Consider the following 25,411-nt stretch of genomic DNA (forward strand, 5'->3'; position numbering starts at 1 on the left):
CATTGAGCTGACGCGTACTAATTGCCCGTGAGGCTTGACCATATAACACCCAAGTGGTTCGCGTCACACGACGCCGGATACGAGAGACGTATCGATCAGCATGATCCCGTTTTTGACCCGCTGCCCACGGGCAGCCGGTCTGCAGAATTGCCTGACGACCATAGCGTACCGGTCCCACCCGATCCCATCCCGAACTCGGCAGTGAAACGGTTCCGCGCCGATGGTAGTGTGGGGTCTCCCCATGCGAGAGTAGGTCATCGTCAGGCACCCCTTCCGAACCCCGGTCCCAAAAGGACCGGGGTTCCTTTATGTGCGCCATCGACAGCGGCGGCGCAGCCCGGCCCGCCCGGCGGTCACTGACGTGACCGCCGGGCAGGGGCCTCAGGCCCGACGCTCATCCCCCATTGCCTGCAGGGCGTCAACCAGCGCCATCATCTCCCGATCGATACCAATCAATTATATTGTGTGGGGAAATCAATCCCTTCCTGAGCAAAGAGATTTGGTATTACGTCTGTTTTTGCACCACAATGGATGGGTAAGCGCTCAAGGTTTTGGGCATATCGTTGATGTACTGAATACAGTAGGCAAGGGAGAGCTGACGATGAAAAAGACACTGGGTATTTTGCTGGCCGCAATGATGACGTTTGCTGTAGCCGGTTGTGACAATGATGATGGTCCTGCAGAAGAGACCGGTGCACAGATTGACAATGCAGCCGACAATGCTGGAGACACTACACGCGATACGGCTGATTCCGTAGGCGATGCTACCAGCGATGCAGCGCATTCTACTGGCGAAGCCATGGAAGACGCAGGTGACTCCATCAGCGACAGCGCTGACGAGCACAGCAACTGATCTATCCCGATAAAGTAGGGTAGGGAAGTGAAAAAGCCTCCTGACTATTGTCAGGAGGCTTTTTTGCTATGGCACTACCGTCCTAGCCGTTACTGGGCGCTGGCTGCGCCTACAGCTGCACCGGCAGCGCCGCCGATCAGGGCGCCTTTACCTGCGCTACCACCCGTAATGGCGCCAGCAGCTGCGCCCGTGGCACCGCCGATACCGGCACCCTGAGCTGCGCTACGCCCTGTAGGACTGCTGCAGGCGGTCAGAAACGCCAGGGCAGCTATGGCCGCCATTGTCATGATGCCCTTGTGCATGTGTGTCTCCTCTCAAGCCTTGAGTGAAAGATAGCGTAGTCGCCTTATTATCGGCCATTCCTGTTGATACTGGACCTTTAGTAAGGGCCGTTTTAAGGATGGACATAAAAAAGCCCTGCAAAGAGCAGGGCCGTTCAGCTTGCATATCGTTTTCGGCCCCTTTTGCAAGTCAGGGCCTGAATGGCTTTTGACTCAATCCCAGGTCAGCGCGCCGCCTGTCTGATACTCGGTGACACGTGTTTCGAAGAAATTCTTCTCCTTGGGCAGGTCGATCAGTTCCGACATCCAGGGGAAGGGGTTTTCCACATCATCAAACAGCAGACCCAGGCCAATCTGTTCACTACGACGATTGGCAATGAAGCGCATGTACTGCTCGGTTAGCTCGGCATTGAGACCCAGAATCCCGCGGGGCATGGTCTCACGGCCATAGGCGACTTCAAGCTCGTAGGCTTCCATCAGCATGCCGCGAACTTCCTGCTGGAATGCCTCGTCCCAGAGATGAGGATTTTCGATCTTGATCTGATTGATGCAGTCGATACCGAAATTCAGATGGATTGATTCGTCACGCAGGATGTACTGATACTGCTCGGCAATACCGACCATCTTGTTGCGACGACCCAGCGACAGGATCTGGGCAAAACCGGTATAGAACCACATGCCTTCAAAGACGACGTAGAAGGCGACCAGCGCACGCAGGAATGCCTTGTCACGCTCAATGGTGCCGGTAGTGAAGCTCGGGTCTTCAAGCGCCTGTGTGTACTTGAGCGCCCAGGCGTCCTTGTCCGTGATTGAGGGGATTTCACGGTACATGTTGAAAAGCTCACCCTCATCCAGCCCCAGTGACGTACAGATATACTGGAAGGTATGAGTATGAATGGCTTCTTCAAAGGCCTGACGCAACAGATACTGACGGCATTCCGGATTGGTGATGTTGCGATAGACCGCTAAAACGATGTTGTTGGCGACCAGCGACTCGGCGGTGGCAAAGAAGCCGAGGTTGCGCTTGAGCATCAGAACTTCGTCTTCGGTCAATCCTTCGGGGCTATTGACCGGAGCGCGCCATGTGGCGATATCACCCTGCATGGAGACTTCGGTCGGCATCCAGTGGTTGTTGCAGCCTGCCAGATACTTTTCCCACGCCCAGCTGTACTTCAGCGGCAGCAGCTGGTTGACATCGGATTGTGCATTAATCATCGCCTTCTGGCTGGCATCAATACGCTGAGCACCTACCTGAATCTCGCCCAGACCGGTGTTATCGACCTGATCTTCCTCATTGCCGGAAAACAGTGTTGTGTCTTGCATGTGTCTCTCCCTTGCCGTCCCTGTGCCTTCAAACGGCGAGGATGGCCTTGAAAATGGAACACCGGCGCCCGTCACGAGCGCCGGAAAAACGTTTTACTGGCAGGCTTCGCAGTCCGGATCGTCCAGTGAGCAGGCCAGCGGCGGTGCCGAACCCAGCGGCTGCTCAGGCGTCTGTGAGGCCTGCGGTGCCGGTGCCGCGCTCGGCTGTGGCGCCGGTGCGTTGGGCTTGACCCCGGTCAGCTTGCCATCGGTGCCCTTGAGTGTTGATTTCTCAAGGCGCGTGGATGCCTGGGCACGGAGGTAGTAGGTGGTCTTCAGACCCAGCTGCCATGCCATGCGATAGGTGGTATCCAGCTTGCGACCGGAAACACCGCTGATATAAAGGTTCAGCGACTGCGCCTGATCGATCCACTTCTGACGACGTGAAGCAGCTTCGACGATCCAGCGCGGTTCAATTTCAAATGCCGTGGCATAGCGCTGCTTGAGATCTTCCGGAATACGGTCGATTGGTTGCAGTGAGCCGTCGTAGTACTTGAGGTCATTGATCATCACCTCGTCCCAGAGCCCACGCTCCTTGAGCGCATGCACCATGTGCGAGTTGACCACGGTGAACTCGCCCGACAGGTTCGACTTCACATACAGGTTCTGGTACGTCGGCTCGATCGACTGCGTGACGCCACAGATATTGGAAATGGTGGCTGTCGGTGCAATCGCCATGACGTTGGAGTTACGCATGCCCTGGCTGCGGACCTTGTTGCGAATGCGGTCCCAGTCCTGCGTGGTGGAAGTATCCATCTGCAGGTACTGTTCGCCACGCTCACGCTGCAGGTCACGAATGGAGTCGATGGGCAGTACACCCTGGCTCCAGAGTGAACCCTCATAGGATTCATAGTGGCCGCGCTCCGCCGCCAGATCGCTGGAGGCTTCAATGGCGTGATAGCTGATCAGCTCCATGGAGTGATCGGCAAAGGTCACGGCCGCATCGGAAGCGTAGGCAATGCCATGCTTGTAAAGCGCGTCCTGAAAGCCCATCAGGCCCAGACCGACCGGACGATGACGGAAGTTCGAGCGTTTGGCCTGCGGTACGGCGTAGTAGTTGATGTCGATGACGTTATCGAGCATGCGTACGGCAGTCCTGACCGAACGCTTGAGCTTTTCATTGTCCAACTGGCCGTTGATCACGTGAGCAGCCAGGTTGATCGAGCCCAGATTGCACACGGCAATTTCGTCAACGCTGGTATTGAGTGTGATCTCGGTGCACAGGTTGGAGGAGTGCACGACACCGGCATGACGCTGTGGGCTGCGCAGGTTGCAAGGATCCTTGAAGGTGATCCAGGGGTGGCCTGTTTCAAACAGCATCGACAGCATCTTGCGCCACAGATCCTTGGCCTGTACACGCTTGAACAGCGTGATTTCACCGGTCTGCGTCATGGCTTCGTATTCTTCATAACGCTTCTCGAATGCCGCGCCATAAAGATCGTGCAGGTCAGGGCAGGTGGCCGGCGAGAAGAGTGTCCACTCCTTTTCTTCGCTGACACGCTTCATGAACAGATCCGGTACCCAGTTGGCCGTGTTCATGTCATGCGTACGGCGGCGGTCGTCACCGGTGTTCTTGCGAAGCTCGAGGAACTCCTCGACATCCATGTGCCAGGTTTCCAGGTACGAGCAGACAGCACCCTTGCGCTTGCCGCCCTGGTTGACCGCCACAGCCGTGTCGTTAACGACTTTCAAAAAGGGCACAACACCCTGCGACTTGCCGTTGGTCCCCTTGATATAGGAGCCCAGCGCGCGTACCGGTGTCCAGTCATTGCCCAGACCGCCGGCCCACTTGGAGAGCATGGCGTTGTCGCGGATGGCGCCATAGATGCCTTCCAGGTTATCCGGCACGGTGGTCAGATAGCAGGAGGACAGCTGGCTGCGGATGGTACCGGCATTGAACAGTGTCGGCGTCGATGTCATGTAATCGAAGCTCGACAGTAGTTCGTAGAATTCGATGGCGCGTGCCTCACGATCCTGCTCATTGAGCGACAGACCCATGGCCACGCGCATGAACATGACCTGCGGCAGTTCGTAGCGAACACCGTTGCGGTGCAGGAAGTAACGGTCGTAGAGCGTCTGCAGGCCCAGATAAGTGAACTGGTTGTCACGCTCATGGTTTAGGGCATCGCCCAGACGCTCTAGGTCAAAGTCGGCCAGGGTTGGATCAAGCTGTTCGAACTCGATGCCGCGGGCAATGTAGTTCTTGAACGCTGGCTTGTAGAGCGATGCCATGTCGCTGAAGGTCGCTTCCTCGGTCACCTCAAGGAAGGACAGGGCTTCACGACGCAGGTTGTCCTGCAAAAGGCGTGCAGTGACGAAGGTGTAGTTGGGTTCCTTCTCGACCAGCATGCGCGCGGTCATCATCAGTGCCGTAGCGACACCTTCAGGCGTTACCCCGTCATAGAGATTGCGCAGTGATTCATCAACGATGCGACGGGCCTCAACGTTTTCAAGGCCGGCACACGCCTCATTAACCAGTGTCTCGATGCGTGCCAGATCAAGCGGGCGTCGGCTGCCGTCGGGCTGGGTCACATTAATGGTGGGGTGGGGCTTTTCAATACCCTGGTGCTGAGCGGCGCGGGCACGTGCATGTTCTTCGCGGTACAGCACATAGGCGCGTGCCACCTTGTGCTCGCCCGAGCGCATCAGGGCCAGCTCTACCTGATCCTGAATATCTTCGATATGCAGGGTGCCACCTTCGGGCATGCGGCGGGTAAAGGTGTCCATGATGGACTGTGTCAGCTGTTCTACCTGCTCGCGAATGCGAGAAGAGCCAGCAGCATTGTCACCTTCCACGGCAAGAAAGGCCTTGCTCATGGCTACGGAGACCTTGCTTGCATCAAAGGTGGCGGTATCACCGGTACGCTTGATGACGCGCAGCTGCTGATCGGTCGAGCGTGTATGAGCATCATCAAATGCTGATGAAGTATCACGCTCGGTATGCGAGGTTTCCATAACGTTACCTTCCTGCCGTAAGGTCAAAACCATGCCGTGCCTGTCATTTACGAAAGTAAAAGCAGGCAGCAACAGGGCCAAAAAATTGGATCGAAGGGTATTGACAGTCACCAGGCGCTTTTGCTTCAAAACACTACATGGTGTGCCTTCTCAAAAAGTAGGCACAATATAGTGTGTCTGGGAAAACGTCTCAACACGAAAAGGTTGCCTATTCTGTGGACAAGTTGTGTTTATTTCTCTGAAGGCCCTGTAATGACTGGGGTATTTGTAGTTACATGAAAAAATCTGCGAAGCCCGTGGTATTTTGTCGCGAATATTTCAGTTCGAGGGAGGGTAGGCCAAATCAGATTCATGCCGATCAGATCCTGACGATGAGAATCGTATGCAAATACGTTCTGCTATATGGGCACGTTCGTGTAACAGTGGCACAATGGCCCCAAAGTTGAACGACCGTTACATTTGAAGGTCACATTCTTATTGCTGTCTGCCTGCCGCATGCCCGGGCGCTGCTCGCGCAGTCACCGGCAACGGCACGAAAGCTTCTTTATCAATGATCGGACGGACAAGCCTTGGATAACATTACAACCGCCAACGAACACATTCTTATCATCGAAGATGATGAACGACTGGCCGCGTTGACGCGTGAGTATCTTGAAGGCAACGGTTTCAGGGTCAGTGTTGAACATGATGGTGCCAACGGCGTTGAGCGTATCCTGTCCCTGCGCCCGGATCTGGTCATTCTTGACCTGATGCTGCCGGGAGAAGACGGCCTGTCAATCTGTCGCCGCGTACGCCACCAGTATCCCGGGCCCATTTTGATGCTGACAGCCCGTACTGATGACATGGATCAGGTACTGGGGCTTGAAATGGGTGCTGATGATTACGTGCCCAAGCCGGTACCACCGCGCGTACTGCTGGCGCGCATGCGTGCACTGCTGCGCCGCGCTGACGGTTCGGAAAACACCGAACAGGAAGAAACCCGCCTTGAATTCCGCGATCTGGTGGTGGATTCATCGACCAGGGAAGCATGGCTCAACGGTGAGCGTATTGATCTGACCAGTGCCGAGTTCGATCTGCTCTGGCTGCTGGCCTCACATGCCGGTCGAGTACTGACGCGTGAAGAGATATTCTCGGCGCTGCGCGGTATTCGTTACGATGGTCAGGACCGCTCGATCGATGTGCGTGTTTCACGCATCCGACCCAAGATCGGCGATGATCCGCATCAGCCGCAGCGTATCAAGACCGTACGCAGCAAGGGATATCTGTTCGTTCGAGAGGTCTGATTCAGCGGTAACTGACCTCGTTGCATGAAGGCGGCCTCGTCTATCGTGAAGAAACATGTATAAAGGATAGACGATGCCGTCAAGATTCCCTTCTCTGACCTCATGGCACACCCGCTCAAACGGAGCGGATGGCCTGTCCCCGCCGCCTCACCGCCCGCTGTCCGCTCACGGTGGTTTTCGCCGTCTTTATCTGACCCTGTTCTTCTCGCTTCTGGCCATTTTCTGGACGGGGCTTGTCGCGTCATGGCTGATCGATGACTGGCGTGAAGATCACTATCGTCAGCGTCTGGCCAGTGGACCGATGGCACTGCTGACCTCACTGGTCGCCAGCCAGCCGGAAGGCTCCCGCGATGCCTGGCTGAGTGCCTATGAGGACGAGCTGGGCATTCGCCTGGCGCTGTCGGATTCCGAAACGCTGATGCTCGGCTTCATGGACCGCCGTCGTCTGTCGCGGGGCGACGTGCTTGCTCGTCAGGCCCAGGGCGAAATCGGCTGGCAACTCTATCAGCGCCTGCCCGGAGAAGATGATTCCATTCTGGTGGCACACTTCACCGGACTTTCCGAACAGCAGCCCCTGCAGCTGGTTTCCCTGCTGCGCCAGTGGCTGGAGCTCTCACCGGATGAGGAGCGTGAGACACGCTTTCAGGAGCTGCGCAGCCGTATCTCACTGCCCATGGGCATGGGCAGTGGTACCCCCCCGGGGCTGTCCAATAGTCAGCTGACCCAGCTCAATGCCGGTCATGTCGTGATCAATGTGGTCGCCGAACGTTCAAGCCTTGGTTTCTACGCTCAGTTCTCGGGCGGCCGCTGGATCATGGTCGGTCCGCTGTCACCCTTCGAGTCGCTGCCCATCCTGACCATTGCCATGGTCATGGCCCTGATGCTGACCATGCTGGGCACGGCCATCTATTTCATCATGCGCAGCGTGGAGAAGCGCCTGACCCGGCTTGAGCAGACCACGGCAAGCTTTACGGCCGGTGACTACAACGCGCGTGTCACCATTCAGGAAGGAGAGTACCTCACGCAACTGGGACTGGCCTTCAACACCATGGCCGACCAGGTACAGGCGGTGCTCTCTTCACAGCAGGATCTGATGCGCGCGGTATCGCATGAGTTTCGAACGCCCGTGGCGCGAGTGCGCTTTGCACTGCAGATGGTCGATGACATGAGCGAATCGCCAGGTATCAGGCGATTGCTGAAAGGCGTGGATGACGACATCGAGTCCATTGATCGGCTTATTGACGAAATCCTGACCTACGCACGTCTGGACAGCGCCACCGATGGCCTTTTGCCGCTGGAGCCGGTCAGTCTTGAAGTTCGCGAGATTGCCGACCGCGTCGTCGAAACGCTGACGCCGTTGCACCCGCAGCTGACGCTCGAGGTTACCGGTGGTCAGGACCTTAACGTGCATGCCGATGCACGCTATCTGCAGCGTGCGCTGCAGAATCTGGTGTCCAACGCCTGTACCCATGCCAGTAGCCGGGTCCATGTTCGCCTGCTGGGTGATGAGCGGCTGGTGTATCTCAGTGTCGAGGATGATGGCGCAGGCGTTCCTCCCGAGGATCGTGAACGTATCTTCAAGCCCTTTGCCCGCCTCGACGACAGCCGTACCCGGCATCAGCCCGGTATAGGGGGTTACGGACTGGGGCTGGCGATCGTGGCACGTATCGTTCAGTGGCACCACGGACGCATTACGGTGGATACCGCCCCCGAGCTTGGCGGGGCCCAGTTCATTCTCTCCCTGCCGCGTCATTACGAAGTGGTTGAAGAGTACGTCTGAGCGCTTCAGCCGGCCGGGCGAATACCATTGAGTACGGAAAATGACGTCTCGCGTGCCGTACGCAAAAAATCGCTCATCCAGACCTGATTCATCTGATCCAGTCTGACGGCGGCATAGAGCGTTCCCCACACGCCTTCACTGCCCAGTGAACAGGCTCTTACATAGTCTCTTTCCAGATATTCGGTCAGCGCCCAGTTGGGCAGCGCGCACACCCCACGCTCACTCGCCACCAGCTGCATCATCATCATGGTCAGCTCGGCCGTGCGGGTCTCGCGTGGATGCACGCCGGCAGGTTCCAGAAACCGGCTAAAGATATCCAGCTTGGAATGTTCGACCGGATAGGTAATCAGGATCTGATCCACCAGATCATTCGGCGTCACATAACGCTTGTCGGCCAACGCGTGCTGTCGCGCCACGGCCAGCAGACTTTCGTAGCGAAAAAGCGGCTCATAGTGAATGCGCGGCAAGGGCTGCGGATCCGCCGTGATGACCAGATCCAGCTGTTCGCGCGCCAGCGCCGGCAGCGGGTCAAAATGCTGGCCGGCCGGGATATCCACTTCCACCTCGGGCCAGTGATCACGAAAGTGATCGATGGTGGGCATGAGCCACTGAAAGCAGCTGTGACATTCGATGGCCATGTGCAGGCGGCCCTGTTCACCGCCCGCCATGCGCGCGATATCGCGCTCGGCGTTGCGAATCTGCGGCAGTACCTGTTCGGCCAGTCCCAGAAGGCGCTGACCGGCGCGCGTGAACTGCACCGGCCGCGTCTTGCGCAAAAAAAGCGGGCAACCCAGGCGCTCTTCCAGATCCTTGAGCTGGTGGGACAGCGCCGACTGGGTCAGATGCACGCGCTCGGCGGCCTCGACCAGCGACCCGGTATCGCGCAGCGCCAACAGGGTGCGCAGGTGCCGGAACTCGATCATTAAAGCGTCTCTCTCATGGCTTGTCTGAATAATGAATCATCTAAGGATGGGGGCTGCAGGTTTGTCACCCCCGTGAACGACATTCGGATTCCGGCAGGAGCCGGTCGTGATCGCCAAAGTCCGAGGGACACAGTGCATCAGGTTGCGTAATGCGTTTAAACAATGCCGGCAACAGACTGGTATCAGGCCGGGCCGTGTCGGCTGCCCGAGGCGTCACGGGATGCCACTGGCCGTCATCATCGCGCTCACCGGTGACAAAGGCAAAGGAATAGACGCCGGGTTGCCCCATGCGCAGATCGGTCACCACCAGGGTGCCATCGCGCGTCTCACTGCGCCAGAAAGGCGCTGCAAACCAGCCCAGACGCTGGCCTGCCCAGCTATCGACAAGCATGTCATGGGCGTCCATGGGGCGACTGAAACTATCAAGGGCAAGCTTGTCGCGGTCATCGAACAGACTGACCAGCGCTTCCAGCTGACGGTTATCATCCATCACGGTGACACGCCAGACCAGTGTGTTCAGCGGCGTGGGCTGTACCATGACCGGACGATCATCGAGTCCGCGCTGGACAAGCACCGGATGGACCTGTGCCAGCACCATGGCCTTGGCGGCAACGGAAAAACCCAGATACACCGTCGAGATGGTCAGACCGATACCCGCGGCCCGTCCATGTGCCCCCCTGATCAGCGCTACGACAATGGCCAGCAGCATGGGGAGAGTATAGAGCGGGTCGATGATGAAGATGGTTTTCCAGGCCACCGGCGGTGAGGCGATGGGCCAGAGCAGCTGGGTGCCGTAGGCGGTGAAGGCGTCCAGAATCGGGTGCGTGACCAGACATAGCCACCAGAACCAGAACCATAAAGGGGTGGGTATCGCTCTGGTTGTTGGCAGACGTGTGCAGGCAAGGGTCAGTAGCCCCGCCAGCGCCGACAGGACAAACACCGAATGCGTCACACTGCGATGGTAGGTGTAGTCGGCCACCGCGTTGCCATAATCGATGAAACTGTCCAGATCCGGCAGCGTGGCAGCCGCGGCCCCCAGCAGAATCGACTTGCGGCCCAGTCGTCGGCCCAGTACGGCACCGCCCAGCACCCCGCCGAGACAGGCCTGTGTCAGTGAGTCCATCGCTGTCGTGTCACTCCTGTCTCTTGAGAGATATCGCATCGGGTCATGGCAGCTATGCTTGTTCAGAGCCGATACCGGTACGGCCGGCACGGGGCCGGATGATCAAAGAGTAACAAGGAGTCGTGAACATGTCCCTGACCCAGCGGCAGCAGGAAGCCTTCAGAGCGCTGGCGGCCGAGACCGACGGCATCGATGTCGAAGTCTACAAGCGTTTTGAGCGTGATCCGCTCGACCCCATTATTGGGCTGGGGCGGCGTAATCTACGGATTGGTTTTTTCGGCCGCGATCCCGGCCGTGATGAGGTCAGACACGGCGAACCCTTTATCGGTGCCGGCGGACAGCTGGTCAGAAAGGCGCTGCATGAGCATCTCTATGGCGAGAAGATGCCGGATTTCGAGGCCTCGCGTGCTGTGGGCGAGCATTTTTTCTGGATCAACACGGTGCCTTACAAGCCGGTAGGCAACAAGGCATGGTCGATGAAGGTCAAGCGCCACTTTCATGGCCTGATGAATGAGCTTTTGATCTCGCGCTGGGAGGGGCGCTCACTGATTACCCTGGGGCGTGAAGCCTTTTTATGGTTTGGCATTGATCGGCCAAAGGCAGAGCGTGATCGTCTCGAAGCGTTCTGGAAGCAGGAGGATCGTTTTGAAAGCAGCATTGATGTGACGCTGGAGGATGACCAGGGTCAGTCGCAGACGTTCACGCTCTATCCGCTGCCTCACCCATCGCCGCTGAATCAGACCTGGTATGGCCGATTCCCCGGGCTGCTGGCGCAGCGTCTTGAACAGCTTGATGTCCGCCCTGACAACCTGATGCTTTAACCATCAAGTGTCTGCGGGCTAGTCGGGGCGAATGGCCATGCGCCCGCTGCCACAAAATACCAGGGCCAGTGCAGCACCCAGCATCAGGATTTCGGTCTCGATGCGCCAGCCCCCGGTATCGCTCAGCGCCCAGACCGCCCCCAGGCGCATCAGGACAATGGCAAACAGCATGTTGATGGCGGCGAGCGCGCCACCGATGCGACAACGCCAGCCGGCAAGAATCATCAGCGGCGCGAGCAGCTCGCCGGCAAAGACACCAAAGGCCAGCGGCGAGGGCAGGCTCCAGCTGCTCAGACGTTCTGCAATGGCATCCAGCACGCCGGTTTCGCCAATCTTGGCAATGCCATGCAGCAGCAGGGGAACGCCCAGCGCCAGTCGAAGGATCAGCTTGCCCAGATGTTCATTGCTAAAAAACGACATGATGTTTCCCGTATGTCAGAGCTGACTTGAAAAACCCCTTGTTAGCCAGCATTACAGTGCCATTGTTTTTAAGTGTTCACCAGATTGCGCACGTTCGTCGGTTGTGCAGTCAATGTTTCATGCGCGCCCAACAGCGCACGCCATGCGATCCCAAGGAGTCTATCGTGCAATACTTACATACCATGGTCCGTATCACGGACATCGATCAGTCCCTGCATTTTTACTGTGATCTGCTGGGCATGAAGGAAGTGCGCCGCAAGGAAAGTGAAAAGGGACGTTTTACCCTGATCTTTCTGGCAGCCAATGACGATGAGACGTCCTCCAGCGAGCAGCAGGCGCCGGAGCTGGAACTGACCTGGAACTGGGATCCGGAAGAGCTGACCACCGGTGCCCGTAACTTCGGTCATCTGGCCTATCGTGTCGATGACATCTACGCCACCTGCCAGCACCTGATGGACAATGGTGTGACCATCAACCGCCCGCCGCGCGATGGGCACATGGCGTTCGTCAAGTCGCCCGACGGCATCTCCATCGAACTGCTGCAAAAGGGTGACCCGAAATCCGAACAGGAACCCTGGGCGTCGATGGAAAATACCGGCAGCTGGTAAGGATTGTCAGTATCCGGACATGACAGGGGGCACCCAATCGGGTGCCCCCTGTTGCGTTGGAACGCTGTGCTGGTCGTCGCTTAGCGCGTACTGCGAGCGCCGGGCAGATGAAAGCGCTCGGCCATGCGTTCCATGCCCTCCACACAGCGCGGTGCAATGGGTGTGCAGAGCACCCAGGGCAGCACCACCAGTGCAATGGCGAGTGACCCCATATAGACATCCTGCAGCCAATGCGCGCCGACCATGACACGTGGCGCGCTGAGCACTGCAATCATGATGGCACTTGCAATGGCCGGGCGACGGTCACCAAAGCGCAGCATGAAGGCCGTAAAGACCATCAGCATCAATCCGTGATCACCGGGAAAGCTGTTCTTGTCGGCATCCTTGGTATCAAATGACACCACATCGGTCAGAAAATTGACGTTGTCAAAGCTGAGCGTGGGGCTTGGATGGCCATAGGACATCTTGTTGGTCGCCAGAGCCAGCAGCCCGGCCACGACCAGCATCGTCAGACCCACGCCCAGCCAGCGCCAGAAGCGGCCCGGACGGTTATCCAGCGAGATGGCCCAGCCAAAGATGGCCAGCAGTACGAAAAAGGATGCCGCATCGAAATAGCGGGTGTTAACCACAGCCAGAAAATTGATCCATACAGGATGTTCGCTGGTAATGAACTGATTGAAAAACCAGAAGATATTGTCATCAAGCAGTGACCAGACGGAAAGCCACAGCCAGCTTCCGAACAGGGCAAGCCCCGCCAGATTGCAGTAGATGATACGTTTTAGATGCATGACACCCCTTCCTGAAATAACCCGACCCTCTGGTTAATCGTGATGAATTTCCCGGCGATGACGGCCCGGGCGTATGGCAAGCTTTTTTAAAAGACGCATGACGCCATGAACGGCACCCGAGACCAGTGGCGTACACAGCACCCAGGGCAGGGCGATCAGGGCAATGGACAATGCACCGACAGATACATCGCTGACCCAGTGGGCACCCACCATGATGCGAGGCGCACAGACGATCACCACCAGTGCCGTGGCAAGCCCTGCCATCAGACGATCGGCAAAGCGCCACATGAAGGCGGCAAAGATCATGGCCATCAGCCCGTGGTCACTGGGAAAACTGCTGGAGGCACTGTCCTTGGCCGGCAGCGTGGTCAGCGCGGACAGTCGATTGACGTCATCCAGCATCGCGGTCGGGCTGGCGTGCTTGTAGGTCATGACGTTATGGATGATGTCCTGAAGGATCAGGGCCGTGATGGTCATTACGACCCCGATAGCGCCCCACTTGAGCCAGCTGCCCTGGGGGTCGCGCTTCATGGCGATATAGAGCATGACCACCAGCAGCACGAACATTGCCTTGTCAAAGGCACGTGTATTCAACGCCGCCAGGATCTCGGTCCAGGTCGGATAGTCGGCCGTGATGAACTGGTTGAAAAACCAGAAGATGGCGTCATCCACGGACGACCAGACCAGAAACTGGGGCAGCCACCAGGTGGTGACCAGCGCCACGCCCAGCAGGTTATAAAAAAGAATTCGGTGAAGGTTCATGACAGGCACGGTCAGGTTATAAAACAGTGTTCATTGTAATTTAATGTTCTTTTAATAAAAAGCCGTGGGACGTAATCGCGTTGCAAGCTCGAGGCTATTGCTTCGAGGAGGGGCAGGCAGACACAAAAACAGCAGACCCGAAGGCCTGCTGTAAAAGAACAGCGTCTGTAAAAGTGGTGTTACAGGGTTTCGATGGTACGGCGCTGCGCCATGAGCGTATCGCGATTGGCGCGGGCCTCTTCGAGCTTGCCGCGCTCCTTGTCGACTACGGCTGCCGGCGCCTTGTCCATGAAGCTTTCATTGGCGAGCTTTTTCTCGACGCCATTGATCAGCTTGTCCTGCTTTTCGATATCGCGATCGATGCGGGCAAGCTCGGCATCGCGGTCGATATGACCAGCCATGGGAACGCGTACTTCCAGCGTGCCGACACGCTGAACGCTGGAGACCGGCACCTCGTCAGGGGTCACAAAACGTACGCTTTCCAGCCGTGCCAGCTTGCTCAAAAACAGGGCATTGTCTTCAAGGCGCTGGCGGTCGGCGTCCTCACCGTGGGTCAGCAGGACTTCCAGCGGCTTGCCCGGGGCGATGTTGAGCTCGGCGCGGATGTTGCGAATGGCGATGATTACGGCCTTGACCCACTCGATATCGGCAATGGCAGCCTCATCGATGCGCGTCTCATCCGCCTGCGGCCAGGGCTGGACCATGATGGAACTGCCCTGTTGCTCGATATCCACACCGGCCAGCAGTGACACCTTCTGCCAGATTTCCTCGGTGATGAACGGCATCATCGGATGGGCCAGCCGCAGAATCACTTCAAGCACGCGGACCAGCGTACGGCGTGTGCCACGGCGCGCTTCAGGCGTAGCCTCGCTGTCCCACAGTACCGGCTTGGACAGTTCCAGATACCAGTCGCAGTACTCGTTCCAGACAAAGTCATAAAGCGCCTGGGAGGCGTGGTCGAACCGGTATTCATCCAGTGCCCTGGTGACCTGGGTCTCGACCTGCTGAAGGCGCGAAACGATCCAGCGATCCGCCAGTGACAGTACGACCTGACCGTCAGGTCCACAGTCCTCGCCTTCGGTGTTCATCAGCACGTAACGCGCGGCGTTCCAGAGCTTGTTGCAGAAGTTGCGATAGCCTTCCAGACGTCCGGAATCGAACTTGACGTCCCGTCCGGTGCTGGCCAGCGACAGGAAGGTATAGCGCAGCGCGTCGGTGCCGTTGGACTCGATGCCCTCGGGAAATTCCGCCCGCGTGGCCTTGGCAATCGCCTTCGCCTTCTGCGGCTGCATCATGGCGCCGGTGCGCTTTTCCAGCAGCGTGTCCAAGTCGATGCCGTCGATCAGATCGATCGGGTCGAGCACGTTGCCCTTGGACTTGGACATCTTCTGGCCCTGGCTATCGCGCACCAGCCCGTGGACATAGACCGTCCTGAAGGGCACCTGACCGGTGAACTTCAGCGTCATCATGATCATCCGGGCGACCCAGAAGAAGATGATGTCGAAACCGGTGACCAGCGTATTGGTCGGGTGGAAGGTCTCGAGTTCCGGCGTCTTTTCGGGCCAGCCCAGCGTGCCGAAGGTCCAGAGCCCGGAGCTGAACCAGGTGTCCAGCACATCATCGTCCTGGGTCAGGATCGTATCGGGAGAAAGCGCGTACTTTTCACGCGCCTCTTCCTCGCTGCGCGCCACATAGAACTTTCCGTTCTCGTCATACCAGGCCGGAATGCGATGGCCCCACCAGAGCTGGCGGGAAATGCACCAGTCCTGCAGATCGCGCATCCACGAGAAGTACATGTTCTCGTAGCTTTTGGGCACGAAGCGGATATCGCCATTTTCCACTGCCTTGATGGCAGGCTTTGCCAGCGTTTCCACCGCCACGAACCACTGATCCGTCAACAGCGGCTCGATGACATCACCAGAGCGGTCGCCATAGGGCAGGGTGTTGGTGATGGTTTCGACCTTCTCCAGAAGTCCCTGCGCGTCCATATCGGCCACGATACGCTCGCGTGCTTCGAAGCGGGGCAGCCCCTGATAGGCCTTTGGCAGGGCAGTGTCGATATCATCGCGCGGGCTGCCGTCCATATTGAAGACTTCGGCCGCATCCCGAATGAAGGCTTGCTGGGTGAAAACGTTGATCAGGGCGCTGTCATGACGCCGGCCGACGCCATAGTCATTGAAGTCATGCGCCGGGGTGATCTTCACACAGCCCGAGCCCTTGTCCATATCGGCGTGCTCATCGGCAATCACCGGAATACGTCGGCCCACCAGCGGCAGCGTAATGTATTTGCCGATCAGAGAGGCATAGCGCTCATCAGCGGGGTTGACCGCCACGCAGGTGTCGCCCAGCAGTGTCTCGGGGCGCGTGGTGGCTACCACCAGGTGATCGAGACCTTCATCGGTGGTCACACCATCGGCCAGCGGATAGCGAAAATGCCAGAACTGCCCCTGTTGATCACGGTTTTCCACTTCCAGATCCGAGATCGCGGTGCCCAGCGTCGGATCCCAGTTGACCAGCCGCTTGCCACGATAGATCAGGCCCTCGTCATGCAGACGCACAAAGGCTTCGCGCACGGCATTGGAGAAACCGTCATCCATGGTGAAACGCTCTCGGCTCCAGTCAACGCTGGTGCCCATACGCCGCAGCTGGCGGGTGATGTGACCGCCGGACTCGTTTTTCCACTCCCACACCTTGTCGATGAACGCTTCGCGGCCCAGGTCGTGGCGCGACTGGCCGGTCTCGTGCTGCAGCTTGCGCTCGACCAGCATCTGGGTGGCAATGCCGGCGTGGTCGGTACCGATCTGCCACAGCGTGTTGTGACCCTGCATGCGCCGATAGCGGACCAGGGTATCCATCAGCGTGTCCTGGAAGGCGTGACCCATGTGAAGGCTGCCGGTCACATTGGGCGGTGGGATCATGATGGCGTAGGGCGTGCCCTGACCGGAGGGCGCAAAATAGCCTTTGGATTCCCAGTGCTGATACCAGGCGCGTTCAATCGATTCAGGCTGATAGGTTTTTTCCATGGACCGGCTCGGTTTGAAGCTATGAAGTACTCGCGCTGATCCAGCGTACGCGCGAGTCTGCGAAAAATGGCGCCAATTATAGCGCTGCCGGGGGGCTGCCGTCATGGCATGGCTCGGCTAAAGAATTGTGGGTCGACGCCGATAGAGTGCGACCGGTTAATACTAAAGTCTAAAAAGCATGGAATGCTGGATGGGACCGGTGAGATCGCTTCTTTTTTGGCAGGTATTCAAATGAGTATGCAGACATGCAGGTAACAGGAACGCCACGCTCAAACCTTTTCTCGGGATTTCGAAAACATGCCGGTGCTTCAGGGGCTGGTCACACGCTGACAGAAGAAACAGGCCAGCAGCAGGGTATGACCCTGCGCCGTCAGATGGTGGCCGGCATCGCCATCATGTGGCTGATTCTGGTAGGCATGCTCATGATCAATGCCTGGCAAAGCCGTGGCGTCATGTACGAAGAGCGTGAGGCGCGACTCACCAGTGCGGTGGACATGGCACAAAGCCTGGTACAGCACTACCAGAGTCGGGTCGAGCGCGGCGAGCTGACAGAAGGCGCGGCCCGGCAGCAGGCGTTCGACGAGATTCGTGACCTGCGCTTTGATGGGGGCGACAACTATGTCTACGTCGTCAACGGCAATCTGCAGATCATGGCCCATCCCAAAAGACCCTATGGACAGGACGTCTCTCAGGTCACCGACCCGGCAGGGCGGCTGCTGTTTCAGGATCTGATCAATGAGGGCCGGGCCCACGGGCAGGGCTTTACCGAATACCGGTCCAACTTTGCCCGCGGCTCGGAGGCGCAGCCTCGCGTCAAGGCATTTGTCTCCCAATACCAGCCCTGGGATATCTATCTGGCCAGCGGTGTGTTCATGGGCGACGTCAATGCCACTGTGCTGGAAAACCTGATGGAATCTGCCCTGGTGGTACTGGTCGCCGGTGCACTGCTCACTGCCATGTTCTGGTGGGGCATGCAGCGTGTCCTGCGTCGTCTGGGCGGTGAGCCTGCCTACGCCGCAGGTGTGGTCCGACAGATTGCCGACGGTGATCTGACCGCCCCCGTGGTACTGCGTGAGGGAGACCGCACCAGCCTGCTGGCGAACATTCGCAGCATGCGTGATGCGCTGGCAGATTCGGTTCGTGCCATTCAGACCACGACCCTGTCGGTGGATCAGGGCGCCGGTGAAATCGCCTCGGGCAATCAGGAGCTTTCCTCGCGCACCGAACAGCAGGCCGCCGCGCTTGAAGAAACCTCATCAAGCATGGAGCAGATGACGGCCAGCGTACGCCAGAGTGCCGAAAGCGCCGATCAGGCACGTCAGTTGGCCCAGCAGGCACGCGATACCTCGCGTGAAGGCCAGCAGGCCATCGATGAGGCCGTCCAGTCAATGGCCGCCATTACCGAAGGCTCGACGAAGATTGCCGATATCGTTTCGCTGATCGACAGCATCGCCTTTCAGACCAATCTGCTGGCGCTTAACGCTTCGGTTGAGGCCGCCCGCGCCGGTGAGGAAGGGCGCGGTTTTGCCGTGGTCGCCGGTGAAGTCCGCCAGCTGGCCAATCGCTCTGCCACGGCGGCGCAGGATATCAAGGCATTGATCGACAGATCCGGACAGCAGGTAGGCGAGGGCGCCCAGCGGGTGCAGTCGGCCAGTGAGCGCATGGGAGATGTGGATGCGCGTATTCAGCGCATGAATGATCTGCTGGGTGAAATCGCGGCCGGCGCTCGTGAGCAGAGCAGTGGTATCGAACAGATCAATCAGGCGGTGAGCCAGATGGATCAGTCCACCCAGCACAATGCTGCCCTGGTAGAGCAGACTGCCGCCGCGGCCGGTGAGCTTGAAGGGCGCGCGCAGGAGCTGCGTGAATTTACCCGCCGCTTCAAGGTGGAACAACAGCACTGAAGCACTGCCAGAAAAGGCATCTGGAAAAGGCAAATAAAAGGGGGCCGGCACCGGCATCTGCCAGCCCCCTTTTTCGTGCGGTGGCATGTCTCACGATCAGCTGTTGATGTGGTGTGCCTTGACCTCATAGCCGCGGCTTTTATAGGTCTGCCAGCATTCGCGCTTGGCGCTGAGCACCTCCTGATGCTGATTGATGATCTCGGCGACGCGTTCAAAGCGGGAAAACCAGGCTGGAATGGCAGCGTTAAGGTTCAAAAGCGCCTCGATGCCCGGTTCGGGCGGCGCTTCCCAGCCCAGCGTGACCGGCGCTGGCGGCAAGCGCTGATCATTCATCAGCACATGCGGCACGAAGGCGTCCTGGCGAAAGACCCATAGACGCTCGTCAAATTCGTGCGCCATGGCCTCATCTTCCAGATGCACATGCAGCCGGTAACCCTTGCGATAGATGGTCTCGGCCAGCCGGCAGGCGAAGTCGAACCGGGCCTCAAGGGTCGTGGCCGTGAGCACGTAGAAATCGATACGGGTCATGCTCAGACGCCGCCGTCGATGTCCAGGCGCGCCCCGGTGGTAAACGATGCCTCGTCACTGGCCAGCCACAGGATGCCGTTGGCAATCTCGTCAGCATTGCCGGCACGTCCCATGGGAATGCTCTTGCTGGATTTCTCCGGCTTGTCCGGGTTGCCGCCGCTGGCATGAATCTCGGTGTTGACCACGCCCGGGCGCACACCGTTGACCCGAATGCCTTCCCCGGCGAGCTCCTTGGCAAGACCTTCGGTAAAGGTATCAATTGCGCCCTTGGAGGCGGCATAGTCCACGTATTCACCCGAGCCGCCGCGATGGGCCGCCGCTGAGGAGATATTGATGATGGCGCCGCCCTTGCCGCCGTGACGGGTCGACATGCGCTTAATGGCCTCGCGCGCGCACATGAAGGGGCCGGTGACGTTGATGCGCATCATGCGATCCACACGCTCAAAGCTCATGTCCTCCACGCGCGAAATCTGATCGATCACACCGGCATTGTTGACCAGCACGTCCACCGGGCCCAGCTCGCGATCGACCGTTTCGAAAAGGGCGACGATATCGGCTTCCACGGCCATGTCGGCCTGCACGGCCAGTGCGCGGCCACCGCTGGCCGTAATGTCGTTGACGACCTGGTCGGCGGCCTCACGATTGCTGACGTAGTTGACGGCGACCTGATAGCCGCGGGCGGCGGCCAGGCGGGCCGTGGCGGCACCGATACCGCGGCTGCCGCCGGTTACGATCATGACGTTGCTCATCGAATCTCTCCTTTGCCCGTCGAAGGTCTGCTTCGAGAGCAGGTGGGTTCAAAAGTGGGTCGGACGTTAACATGACAACGCCGCCCGAGGGCGGCGTTCAGAGGGCTCAGGCCAGACGCGTCAGCCAGCCATGACGATCCTCGGCGCGACCGTACTGGATATCCAGCAGCTGCTTGCGAATCGACTTGCCGACTTCGCCGCCGCTGCCATCGCTGCAGGTCAGACGATCGCTGTCGCTGACCAGCTCGCCGATGGGGGTGATGACCGCGGCGGTGCCGCAGGCGAACACTTCGGTGATCTCGCCGGAGCGTACGCCTTCGCGCCATTCTTCAATGCTGATGGCACGCTCTTCGGGCTTGAGCCCGGCGTCGGCGGCCAGCTGCAGGACCGAATCACGTGTGACGCCCTCAAGAATCGTACCGGTCAGGGCCGGCGTGACGATGCGCCCGTCCTTGAACACGAAAAACAGGTTCATGCCGCCCAGCTCTTCGACCCACTTGTTCTCGACTGCGTCCAGAAAGGCCACCTGGTCACAACCGTGGGCCTCGGCTTCCTTTTGCGCGGCAAGCGATGCCGCGTAATTGCCGCCGCACTTGGCAAAGCCCGTGCCGCCGGGCGCCGCGCGGTTATAGTTCGAGGAGAGCCAGATCGATACCGGCTTGACGCCACCCTTGAAGTAGGCCGCCGCCGGGGAAGCGATCACGTAGTAGTCCACTTCCTTCGAGGGCCGCACGCCGAGAAACTTCTCGCTGGCGATCATGAACGGGCGAAGATAGAGGCTTGATTCCTCGGCCTCGCTGGCGGGCGTAGGCACCCAGTCAACGTCCTGGCTGACCAGCGCCTTGAGTGAGGCGATAAAGGTATCGGCGTCCAGCTCCGGCAGGGCCAGACGGCGGGCCGAGGCCTGAAAGCGCGCGGCATTTTTTTCCGGGCGGAAGGTCCAGACCGAGCCGTCCGCGTGACGGTAGGCCTTGACCCCTTCAAAGATCTCCTGGGCGTAATGCAGTACCGAGGCGGCCGGGTCCAGCGACAGCGGCCCGTAGGGGCGCACTTCACTGCCGCTCCAGCCGTCGGCATGGGTCCAGCGCACATGCGCCATGTGATCGGTGAAATAGCGGCCAAAACCCGGATTCTTGAGGATCTCGTCACGCTGACCGGCGTCGGTAGGCGTGGCAGTGGGGCGCAGCTCAAAGCCTTGAGAAGACACGATTCGGATTCTCCGTTCGTACGGTGGCCAGGCGAGAAGTACACATCGCTGTCGATCATCGGCAACGGCGTATCCGATAACGCTGGTCCGACAGTTGTTTAAGGGAAACGTCAGAAACAGGGGATCAAGAATGACACAGGCGCCCTGTGCCAATAAAGCCCGCCGCGCGGCGGCGGGCTCAGGACAACTCGAGCGTGATCAGTGAGATTCTTGGGAAAGCAGGTATTCACTGAGAAGGCCGACCGGTCGGCCGGTGCCGCCCTTCTTGCCGTCCCAGGCCGTCCCGGCGACATCCAGATGCGCCCAGGGATAGCTATCGGCAAAGCGCGAGAGAAAGCAGGCCGCCGTGATCGTGCCGGCCGGCCGACCACCGATGTTGGCCATGTCGGCATATTCGGAATCGAGCTGACTCTGATACTCGTCCCACAGCGGCAGCTGCCAGGCACGATCCCAGGCGGTGGTGCCCGCTTTCAGGAGCTGCTGTGCCAGGGCGTCATCATTGGCCAGCAGCGCCGAGGTCTGATGGCCCAGCGCGATAATGCAGGCACCGGTCAACGTCGCGATATCCACGACCGAGGCAGGCTTGTAGCGCTCGGCATAGGTCAGGGCATCGCACAGTACCAGTCGTCCTTCGGCGTCGGTGTTGAGAATCTCGACGGTCAGGCCCTTGAGCGTGGTGATGATATCGCCGGGCTTGAAGGCTTTGGCGTCCGGCATGTTTTCGGCCGAGGCAATGATGGCGACCACGTTGATCTTCGGCTTCAGTGCCACCATCGCCTTCATGGTGCCCATGACACTGGCGGCGCCGCCCATGTCAAACTTCATCTCGTCCATGCCGGCACCGCCCTTGATCGAGATGCCGCCGCTGTCAAAGGTGATGCCCTTGCCGACCAGCACATGGGGTGCTTCCTCGGGGTCCTCGGCCCCGTGATATTCCATGACGATCAGACGCGATGGCTCGGCGCTGCCCTGACCGACGGCCAGAATCGCGCCGGCGCCCATGGCTTCCAGGGCCTTCTCGTCATGAATGGTGACCTTGAGATCACCCTGGGCGCCCAGCTTTTCGGCTTCATCGGCCAGATAGCGCGGCGTACAGACATTGCCCGGCAGATTACCCAGCTCCCGGGCCAGATTGATACCGGCGCCAACGCCGGCACCGATACGGGCACCGGCCTCGGCGCTGGCGGCATCGCTGGTATCACTGACCATCAGCGACAGCCGGGCAAGAGTGATCGGCGGGCGCTTTTTCGATTTGAAGGTGTCAAAGCGATAGGTGGCGCGCAGAGTGGCCTCGGCAATCATGCGCGCCTTCCAGGTGACGTCATGCGGCCCGTTTTCCCTGTCCAGCATGGCAATGGCGGCATTTTCGACCGGCAGGGCCAGCAGGGCCGTCAGGGCAGCATCAAGCGCCCGGCGGAAGGCGGCTTCATTGAAGTCCTTCGTCTCACCGCAGCCCACCAGCAGCAGGCGGGCGGTATTGAGGCCGGGAGCAAAGGGCACCAGCTGTACACTGGCAGTGGTGGGGTCGAAGTCTCCCCGTTCCACGAGCTGCGTAATCAAACGCTCGCTGGCGTCATCCAGACGCTCGCTGGCCGGGGGCAAATCACCGTCCTTGAACACCGGCACGATAATACAGTCGGTTTCGGATCGGGCCGGGTTGGCGGTGAGCACGGGAAATTCCATGGTGTCTCCCCAAGACAATGCGGTGGGTATTGGCGATAATGCCTGTTTTGAACAAGACATGTTGTCGAGTACGGTAAACGGATATTCGGGGCGTTGAACAGGCGGGTCCGAACAGGCCTTCAGTGTACGCAAACCCCTGCGCCATTGCATGGTCAGGGGTCATCTCCCGATGTATGCATCGGAAACGATCGCTTGATATTGATGTATGAGGGAGTCTGCGCTTGATCGTTTTTCGCTATTTGATTCGTGAAATCCTGACCACGATGAGTGCCGTGACCGGCATCCTGTTGCTGGTCATCATGGGCAATCGCTTCATCCGCTACTTCAGCGATGTGGCTGAAGGCGACTTTCCGGCCAGCCTGCTGGGCAGCCTGATGCTGTTTCACATGCCCAGCTTTCTCCAGCTGATCCTGCCGCTTGCCTTCTTTCTGGGTATTTTGCTGGCCTACGGACAGCTCTATCTCAACAGCGAAATGACCGTGCTGGCGGCCTGTGGCGTCAGCCCTGCCCGCATTCTGGGCGCATCCTGCTGGCCGGCACTGCTGATGGCCTGCGTGGTCGGGGCCTGTAGCCTGTGGCTGACCCCGGCCGGGCTGACCAAAAACGAACAGATACTGACCGAGCAGCAGGAGCGGGCTGATTTCAGCGCGCTTACGCCCGGGCGCTTTCAAAAGCTGGGGGATCGCACCATCTATGCCGAGCGCGTCGAGCAGGGCAGCAGCCGGATGGAAAACGTCTTTATTGCCGAGCAGACCCGCAATGATCAGGGGCAGCGGGTCGATGTCCTGACCCAGGGCGCGAGCGGTTACCAGACCACTGACCCGGAAAGCGAAAGCCGCTTTCTGGTGCTGTCCGACGGCACCCGAGAGAGTGTCAGGCCCGGGAGTCGGGTTGCCGAGCGCCTGGAATTTGATACCTATGCTGCCCGGCTTGAAAACGGTACGGCCCAGATGGATGTAGACGATGTCGAGCTTCAGCCGACCTGGCGTCTTCTTGGGGATGAGAGCAACAAGGCGCGCGCTGCCCTTCAGTGGCGGATCTCGCTGGCATTGATGGTGCCGATACTGACGCTGATTGCCCTGCCGCTGTCGCGGGCCAATCCCCGCCAGGGGCGGTTTGCCAAGATGATGCCGGCCATCATCCTGTATGTGGCCTATATGAGTCTTTTGCTGGCCGCCCAGGACGCAGTGGGTAGCGGCGCTCTTCCGGCCGCAATCGGCCTCTGGCCCGTTCACGCTGTCTTTGCGCTGATCGGGGGCTGGCTGTTGTACCGAAGCAGTCAACATGGAGGCGCGCGCTGATGTTCAACCGGCTCGATCGCTACATTGCGCGCAATGTCCTCATGGGCATGCTCATCGTGCATCTCATTATTCTCGGTCTTGATTTCACCATCAGCTTCATCAATGACCTGGGCGATACCGAAGGCAATTACGGCACGCTCCAGGTGTTGATGTACGGCGTGATTCGCCTGCCATGGCGCTTTTATCAATACGCGCCGGTCAGCGTGCTGATCGGCTCGCTTGTCGGGTTGGGTGCCATGGCCTCCAGCAACGAGCTGACCGTCATGCGCTCGGCGGGGTTTTCCCTGTGGCGCATTCTGATCGGGGTCATGAAGCCGCTGCTGGTCGTGGTGCTGGTGGTCATGGCGATTGGTGAGTTCGCAGCGCCACGCACCGAGATGTTTGGTCAGGCATGGCGTACCGAGCTACAGGAAGGCAACGCCATTTCCCGTCGCGGCGGCTGGCAGCGCGAGGGCGACAGCTTCTACCGTTTTGGCTCCATTCGCTCGGACAATACACTTTTGGACGTCAATCGCTTTCGCTATGACGAGGGGCGGCTGGTGGAGGCCACCCACGCCACACGGGCAGTACTTGAAGATGATGAGTGGACGCTGGAAAACGTGGATCGCACCCTGATCAGCGAGGATGCCACGCAGTCGGAGCATCTTGACCGGCTTGCGTGGGATACGTCGCTTGATCCGGAGCTGTTGCGCCTGATCATCACTGATCGCAACAGTCAGTCGATCGAGGATCTCTGGCGCTACGGCAGCTATCTCAATGCGCAGGGGATCAGTGCCACCGATACCTGGCTCTATTTCTGGCAGAAGGTGCTGTTGCCGCTGACGTTGATCTCGCTGGTGATCATTGCGGCGTCGTTCATCTTTGGCCCCTTGAGAAGCGTCGCGGCCGGCACTCGGGTGTTCTACGGCACGGTGGTGGGGCTGATCTTCAAGTATGTGCAGGATCTGCTCGGGCCCGCGGCGACCATTTTCGGCTTTTCGCCCATCTGGGCCATTGTGGTGCCAATGAGTGTCTGTTTTGCCCTCGGTTTCTGGCTGTTGCGTCGCGCCGGCTGATC

Annotated in this window: 21 protein-coding genes and 1 rRNA gene; 9 read left to right on the forward strand and 13 right to left on the reverse strand. The window is 59.1% G+C overall.

What is annotated here, in order from left to right:
• The first annotated feature begins 150 nt into the window (after window positions 1-150).
• A 5S ribosomal RNA gene (rrf, locus tag IE123_RS00005) occupies window positions 151-266 on the forward strand.
• 335 nt (window positions 267-601) lie between these two features.
• Window positions 602-853 carry a hypothetical protein gene (locus IE123_RS00010; protein WP_189513768.1) on the forward strand — a complete coding sequence of 84 codons (252 nt, stop codon included), beginning with the start codon at window positions 602-604 and terminating at the stop codon, window positions 851-853.
• A gap of 89 nt (window positions 854-942) precedes the next feature.
• On the opposite strand, the gene IE123_RS00015 is transcribed toward IE123_RS00010, so the two are convergent.
• The 3 genes from IE123_RS00015 to IE123_RS00025 all read right to left on the reverse strand — a co-directional run bounded on the left by IE123_RS00015 (window position 943) and on the right by IE123_RS00025 (window position 5,451).
• Entirely contained in the window at window positions 943-1,155 is a 213-nt protein-coding gene (locus tag IE123_RS00015; protein ID WP_229819474.1) for a YMGG-like glycine zipper-containing protein, read from the reverse strand.
• A gap of 192 nt (window positions 1,156-1,347) precedes the next feature.
• A complete protein-coding gene (locus tag IE123_RS00020; RefSeq protein ID WP_189513771.1) occupies window positions 1,348-2,457 on the reverse strand; it encodes a ribonucleotide-diphosphate reductase subunit beta in 1,110 nt (369 codons plus the stop codon).
• A gap of 93 nt (window positions 2,458-2,550) precedes the next feature.
• Complete coding sequence (locus IE123_RS00025; protein ID WP_189513774.1) at window positions 2,551-5,451, reverse strand: ribonucleoside-diphosphate reductase subunit alpha; 2,901 nt, start codon at window positions 5,449-5,451, stop codon at window positions 2,551-2,553.
• 569 nt (window positions 5,452-6,020) lie between these two features.
• Here IE123_RS00025 and IE123_RS00030 point away from each other — a divergent pair.
• Both IE123_RS00030 and IE123_RS00035 read left to right on the forward strand, forming a co-directional pair.
• Window positions 6,021-6,734 carry a winged helix-turn-helix domain-containing protein gene (locus tag IE123_RS00030; RefSeq protein WP_308430173.1) on the forward strand — a complete coding sequence of 238 codons (714 nt, stop codon included), beginning with the start codon at window positions 6,021-6,023 and terminating at the stop codon, window positions 6,732-6,734.
• Between the two features lie 73 nt (window positions 6,735-6,807).
• Window positions 6,808-8,514, forward strand: a complete 1,707-nt coding sequence (locus IE123_RS00035; protein ID WP_189513777.1) for an ATP-binding protein — start codon at window positions 6,808-6,810, stop codon at window positions 8,512-8,514.
• A 5-nt stretch (window positions 8,515-8,519) separates the two neighbouring features.
• Here the strand turns inward: IE123_RS00035 and IE123_RS00040 are convergent, their stop codons facing one another.
• Window positions 8,520-9,437, reverse strand: coding sequence for a LysR family transcriptional regulator (locus IE123_RS00040; protein ID WP_189513779.1), 918 nt, complete (start codon window positions 9,435-9,437; stop codon window positions 8,520-8,522).
• A 64-nt stretch (window positions 9,438-9,501) separates the two neighbouring features.
• Window positions 9,502-10,560, reverse strand: coding sequence for a metal-dependent hydrolase (locus IE123_RS00045; protein WP_189513782.1), 1,059 nt, complete (start codon window positions 10,558-10,560; stop codon window positions 9,502-9,504).
• Between the two features lie 128 nt (window positions 10,561-10,688).
• Between IE123_RS00045 and IE123_RS00050 the strand changes: the two genes are divergently transcribed.
• Entirely contained in the window at window positions 10,689-11,381 is a 693-nt protein-coding gene (locus IE123_RS00050) for a uracil-DNA glycosylase family protein (RefSeq protein ID WP_189513785.1), read from the forward strand.
• A gap of 18 nt (window positions 11,382-11,399) precedes the next feature.
• Here IE123_RS00050 and IE123_RS00055 read toward each other — a convergent pair whose 3' ends face one another.
• Window positions 11,400-11,801: a DoxX family protein gene (locus IE123_RS00055; RefSeq protein WP_189513788.1), complete on the reverse strand. Its 402-nt coding sequence runs from the start codon at window positions 11,799-11,801 to the stop codon at window positions 11,400-11,402.
• 164 nt (window positions 11,802-11,965) lie between these two features.
• Between IE123_RS00055 and gloA the strand changes: the two genes are divergently transcribed.
• Window positions 11,966-12,409, forward strand: coding sequence for a lactoylglutathione lyase (gene gloA / locus IE123_RS00060; RefSeq protein ID WP_189513791.1), 444 nt, complete (start codon window positions 11,966-11,968; stop codon window positions 12,407-12,409).
• Between the two features lie 80 nt (window positions 12,410-12,489).
• On the opposite strand, the gene IE123_RS00065 is transcribed toward gloA, so the two are convergent.
• The 3 genes from IE123_RS00065 to IE123_RS00075 form a co-directional block, all read right to left on the reverse strand.
• On the reverse strand, window positions 12,490-13,197 hold the full coding sequence (locus tag IE123_RS00065; RefSeq protein ID WP_189513794.1) for a phosphatase PAP2 family protein: 708 nt from the start codon (window positions 13,195-13,197) through the stop codon (window positions 12,490-12,492).
• A 33-nt stretch (window positions 13,198-13,230) separates the two neighbouring features.
• A complete protein-coding gene (locus IE123_RS00070; RefSeq protein WP_189513797.1) occupies window positions 13,231-13,959 on the reverse strand; it encodes a phosphatase PAP2 family protein in 729 nt (242 codons plus the stop codon).
• Between the two features lie 179 nt (window positions 13,960-14,138).
• Complete coding sequence (locus IE123_RS00075) at window positions 14,139-16,982, reverse strand: valine--tRNA ligase (RefSeq protein ID WP_189513807.1); 2,844 nt, start codon at window positions 16,980-16,982, stop codon at window positions 14,139-14,141.
• Window positions 16,983-17,227: 245 nt separating this feature from the next.
• Between IE123_RS00075 and IE123_RS00080 the strand changes: the two genes are divergently transcribed.
• Entirely contained in the window at window positions 17,228-18,886 is a 1,659-nt protein-coding gene (locus tag IE123_RS00080; RefSeq protein WP_229819476.1) for a methyl-accepting chemotaxis protein, read from the forward strand.
• 96 nt (window positions 18,887-18,982) lie between these two features.
• Here the strand turns inward: IE123_RS00080 and IE123_RS00085 are convergent, their stop codons facing one another.
• The 4 genes from IE123_RS00085 to IE123_RS00100 all read right to left on the reverse strand — a co-directional run bounded on the left by IE123_RS00085 (window position 18,983) and on the right by IE123_RS00100 (window position 23,053).
• Window positions 18,983-19,414 (reverse strand): DNA polymerase III subunit chi, encoded by a 432-nt coding sequence (locus IE123_RS00085; protein ID WP_189513809.1) that lies wholly within the window; start codon window positions 19,412-19,414, stop codon window positions 18,983-18,985.
• A gap of 2 nt (window positions 19,415-19,416) precedes the next feature.
• Complete coding sequence (locus IE123_RS00090; protein ID WP_189513812.1) at window positions 19,417-20,163, reverse strand: glucose 1-dehydrogenase; 747 nt, start codon at window positions 20,161-20,163, stop codon at window positions 19,417-19,419.
• A 106-nt stretch (window positions 20,164-20,269) separates the two neighbouring features.
• A complete protein-coding gene (locus IE123_RS00095; RefSeq protein WP_189513815.1) occupies window positions 20,270-21,370 on the reverse strand; it encodes a branched-chain amino acid aminotransferase in 1,101 nt (366 codons plus the stop codon).
• Between the two features lie 198 nt (window positions 21,371-21,568).
• Window positions 21,569-23,053, reverse strand: a complete 1,485-nt coding sequence (locus tag IE123_RS00100; RefSeq protein ID WP_189513818.1) for a leucyl aminopeptidase — start codon at window positions 23,051-23,053, stop codon at window positions 21,569-21,571.
• Window positions 23,054-23,274: 221 nt separating this feature from the next.
• On the opposite strand from IE123_RS00100, the gene lptF reads away from it, so the two are divergent.
• Both lptF and lptG read left to right on the forward strand, forming a co-directional pair.
• The gene (gene lptF / locus IE123_RS00105; RefSeq protein WP_189513821.1) at window positions 23,275-24,354 is read left to right on the forward strand and encodes an LPS export ABC transporter permease LptF; all 1,080 of its coding nucleotides are present in this window, start codon (window positions 23,275-23,277) and stop codon (window positions 24,352-24,354) included.
• Window positions 24,351-25,409 (forward strand): LPS export ABC transporter permease LptG, encoded by a 1,059-nt coding sequence (lptG, locus tag IE123_RS00110; protein ID WP_229819609.1) that lies wholly within the window; start codon window positions 24,351-24,353, stop codon window positions 25,407-25,409. Before lptF ends, lptG begins: the two co-directional genes overlap by 4 nt.
• The last annotated feature ends 2 nt before the right edge of the window (window positions 25,410-25,411 follow it).

It is taken from the genome of Kushneria pakistanensis (assembly GCF_014652795.1).
Classification (GTDB): domain Bacteria; phylum Pseudomonadota; class Gammaproteobacteria; order Pseudomonadales; family Halomonadaceae; genus Kushneria; species Kushneria pakistanensis.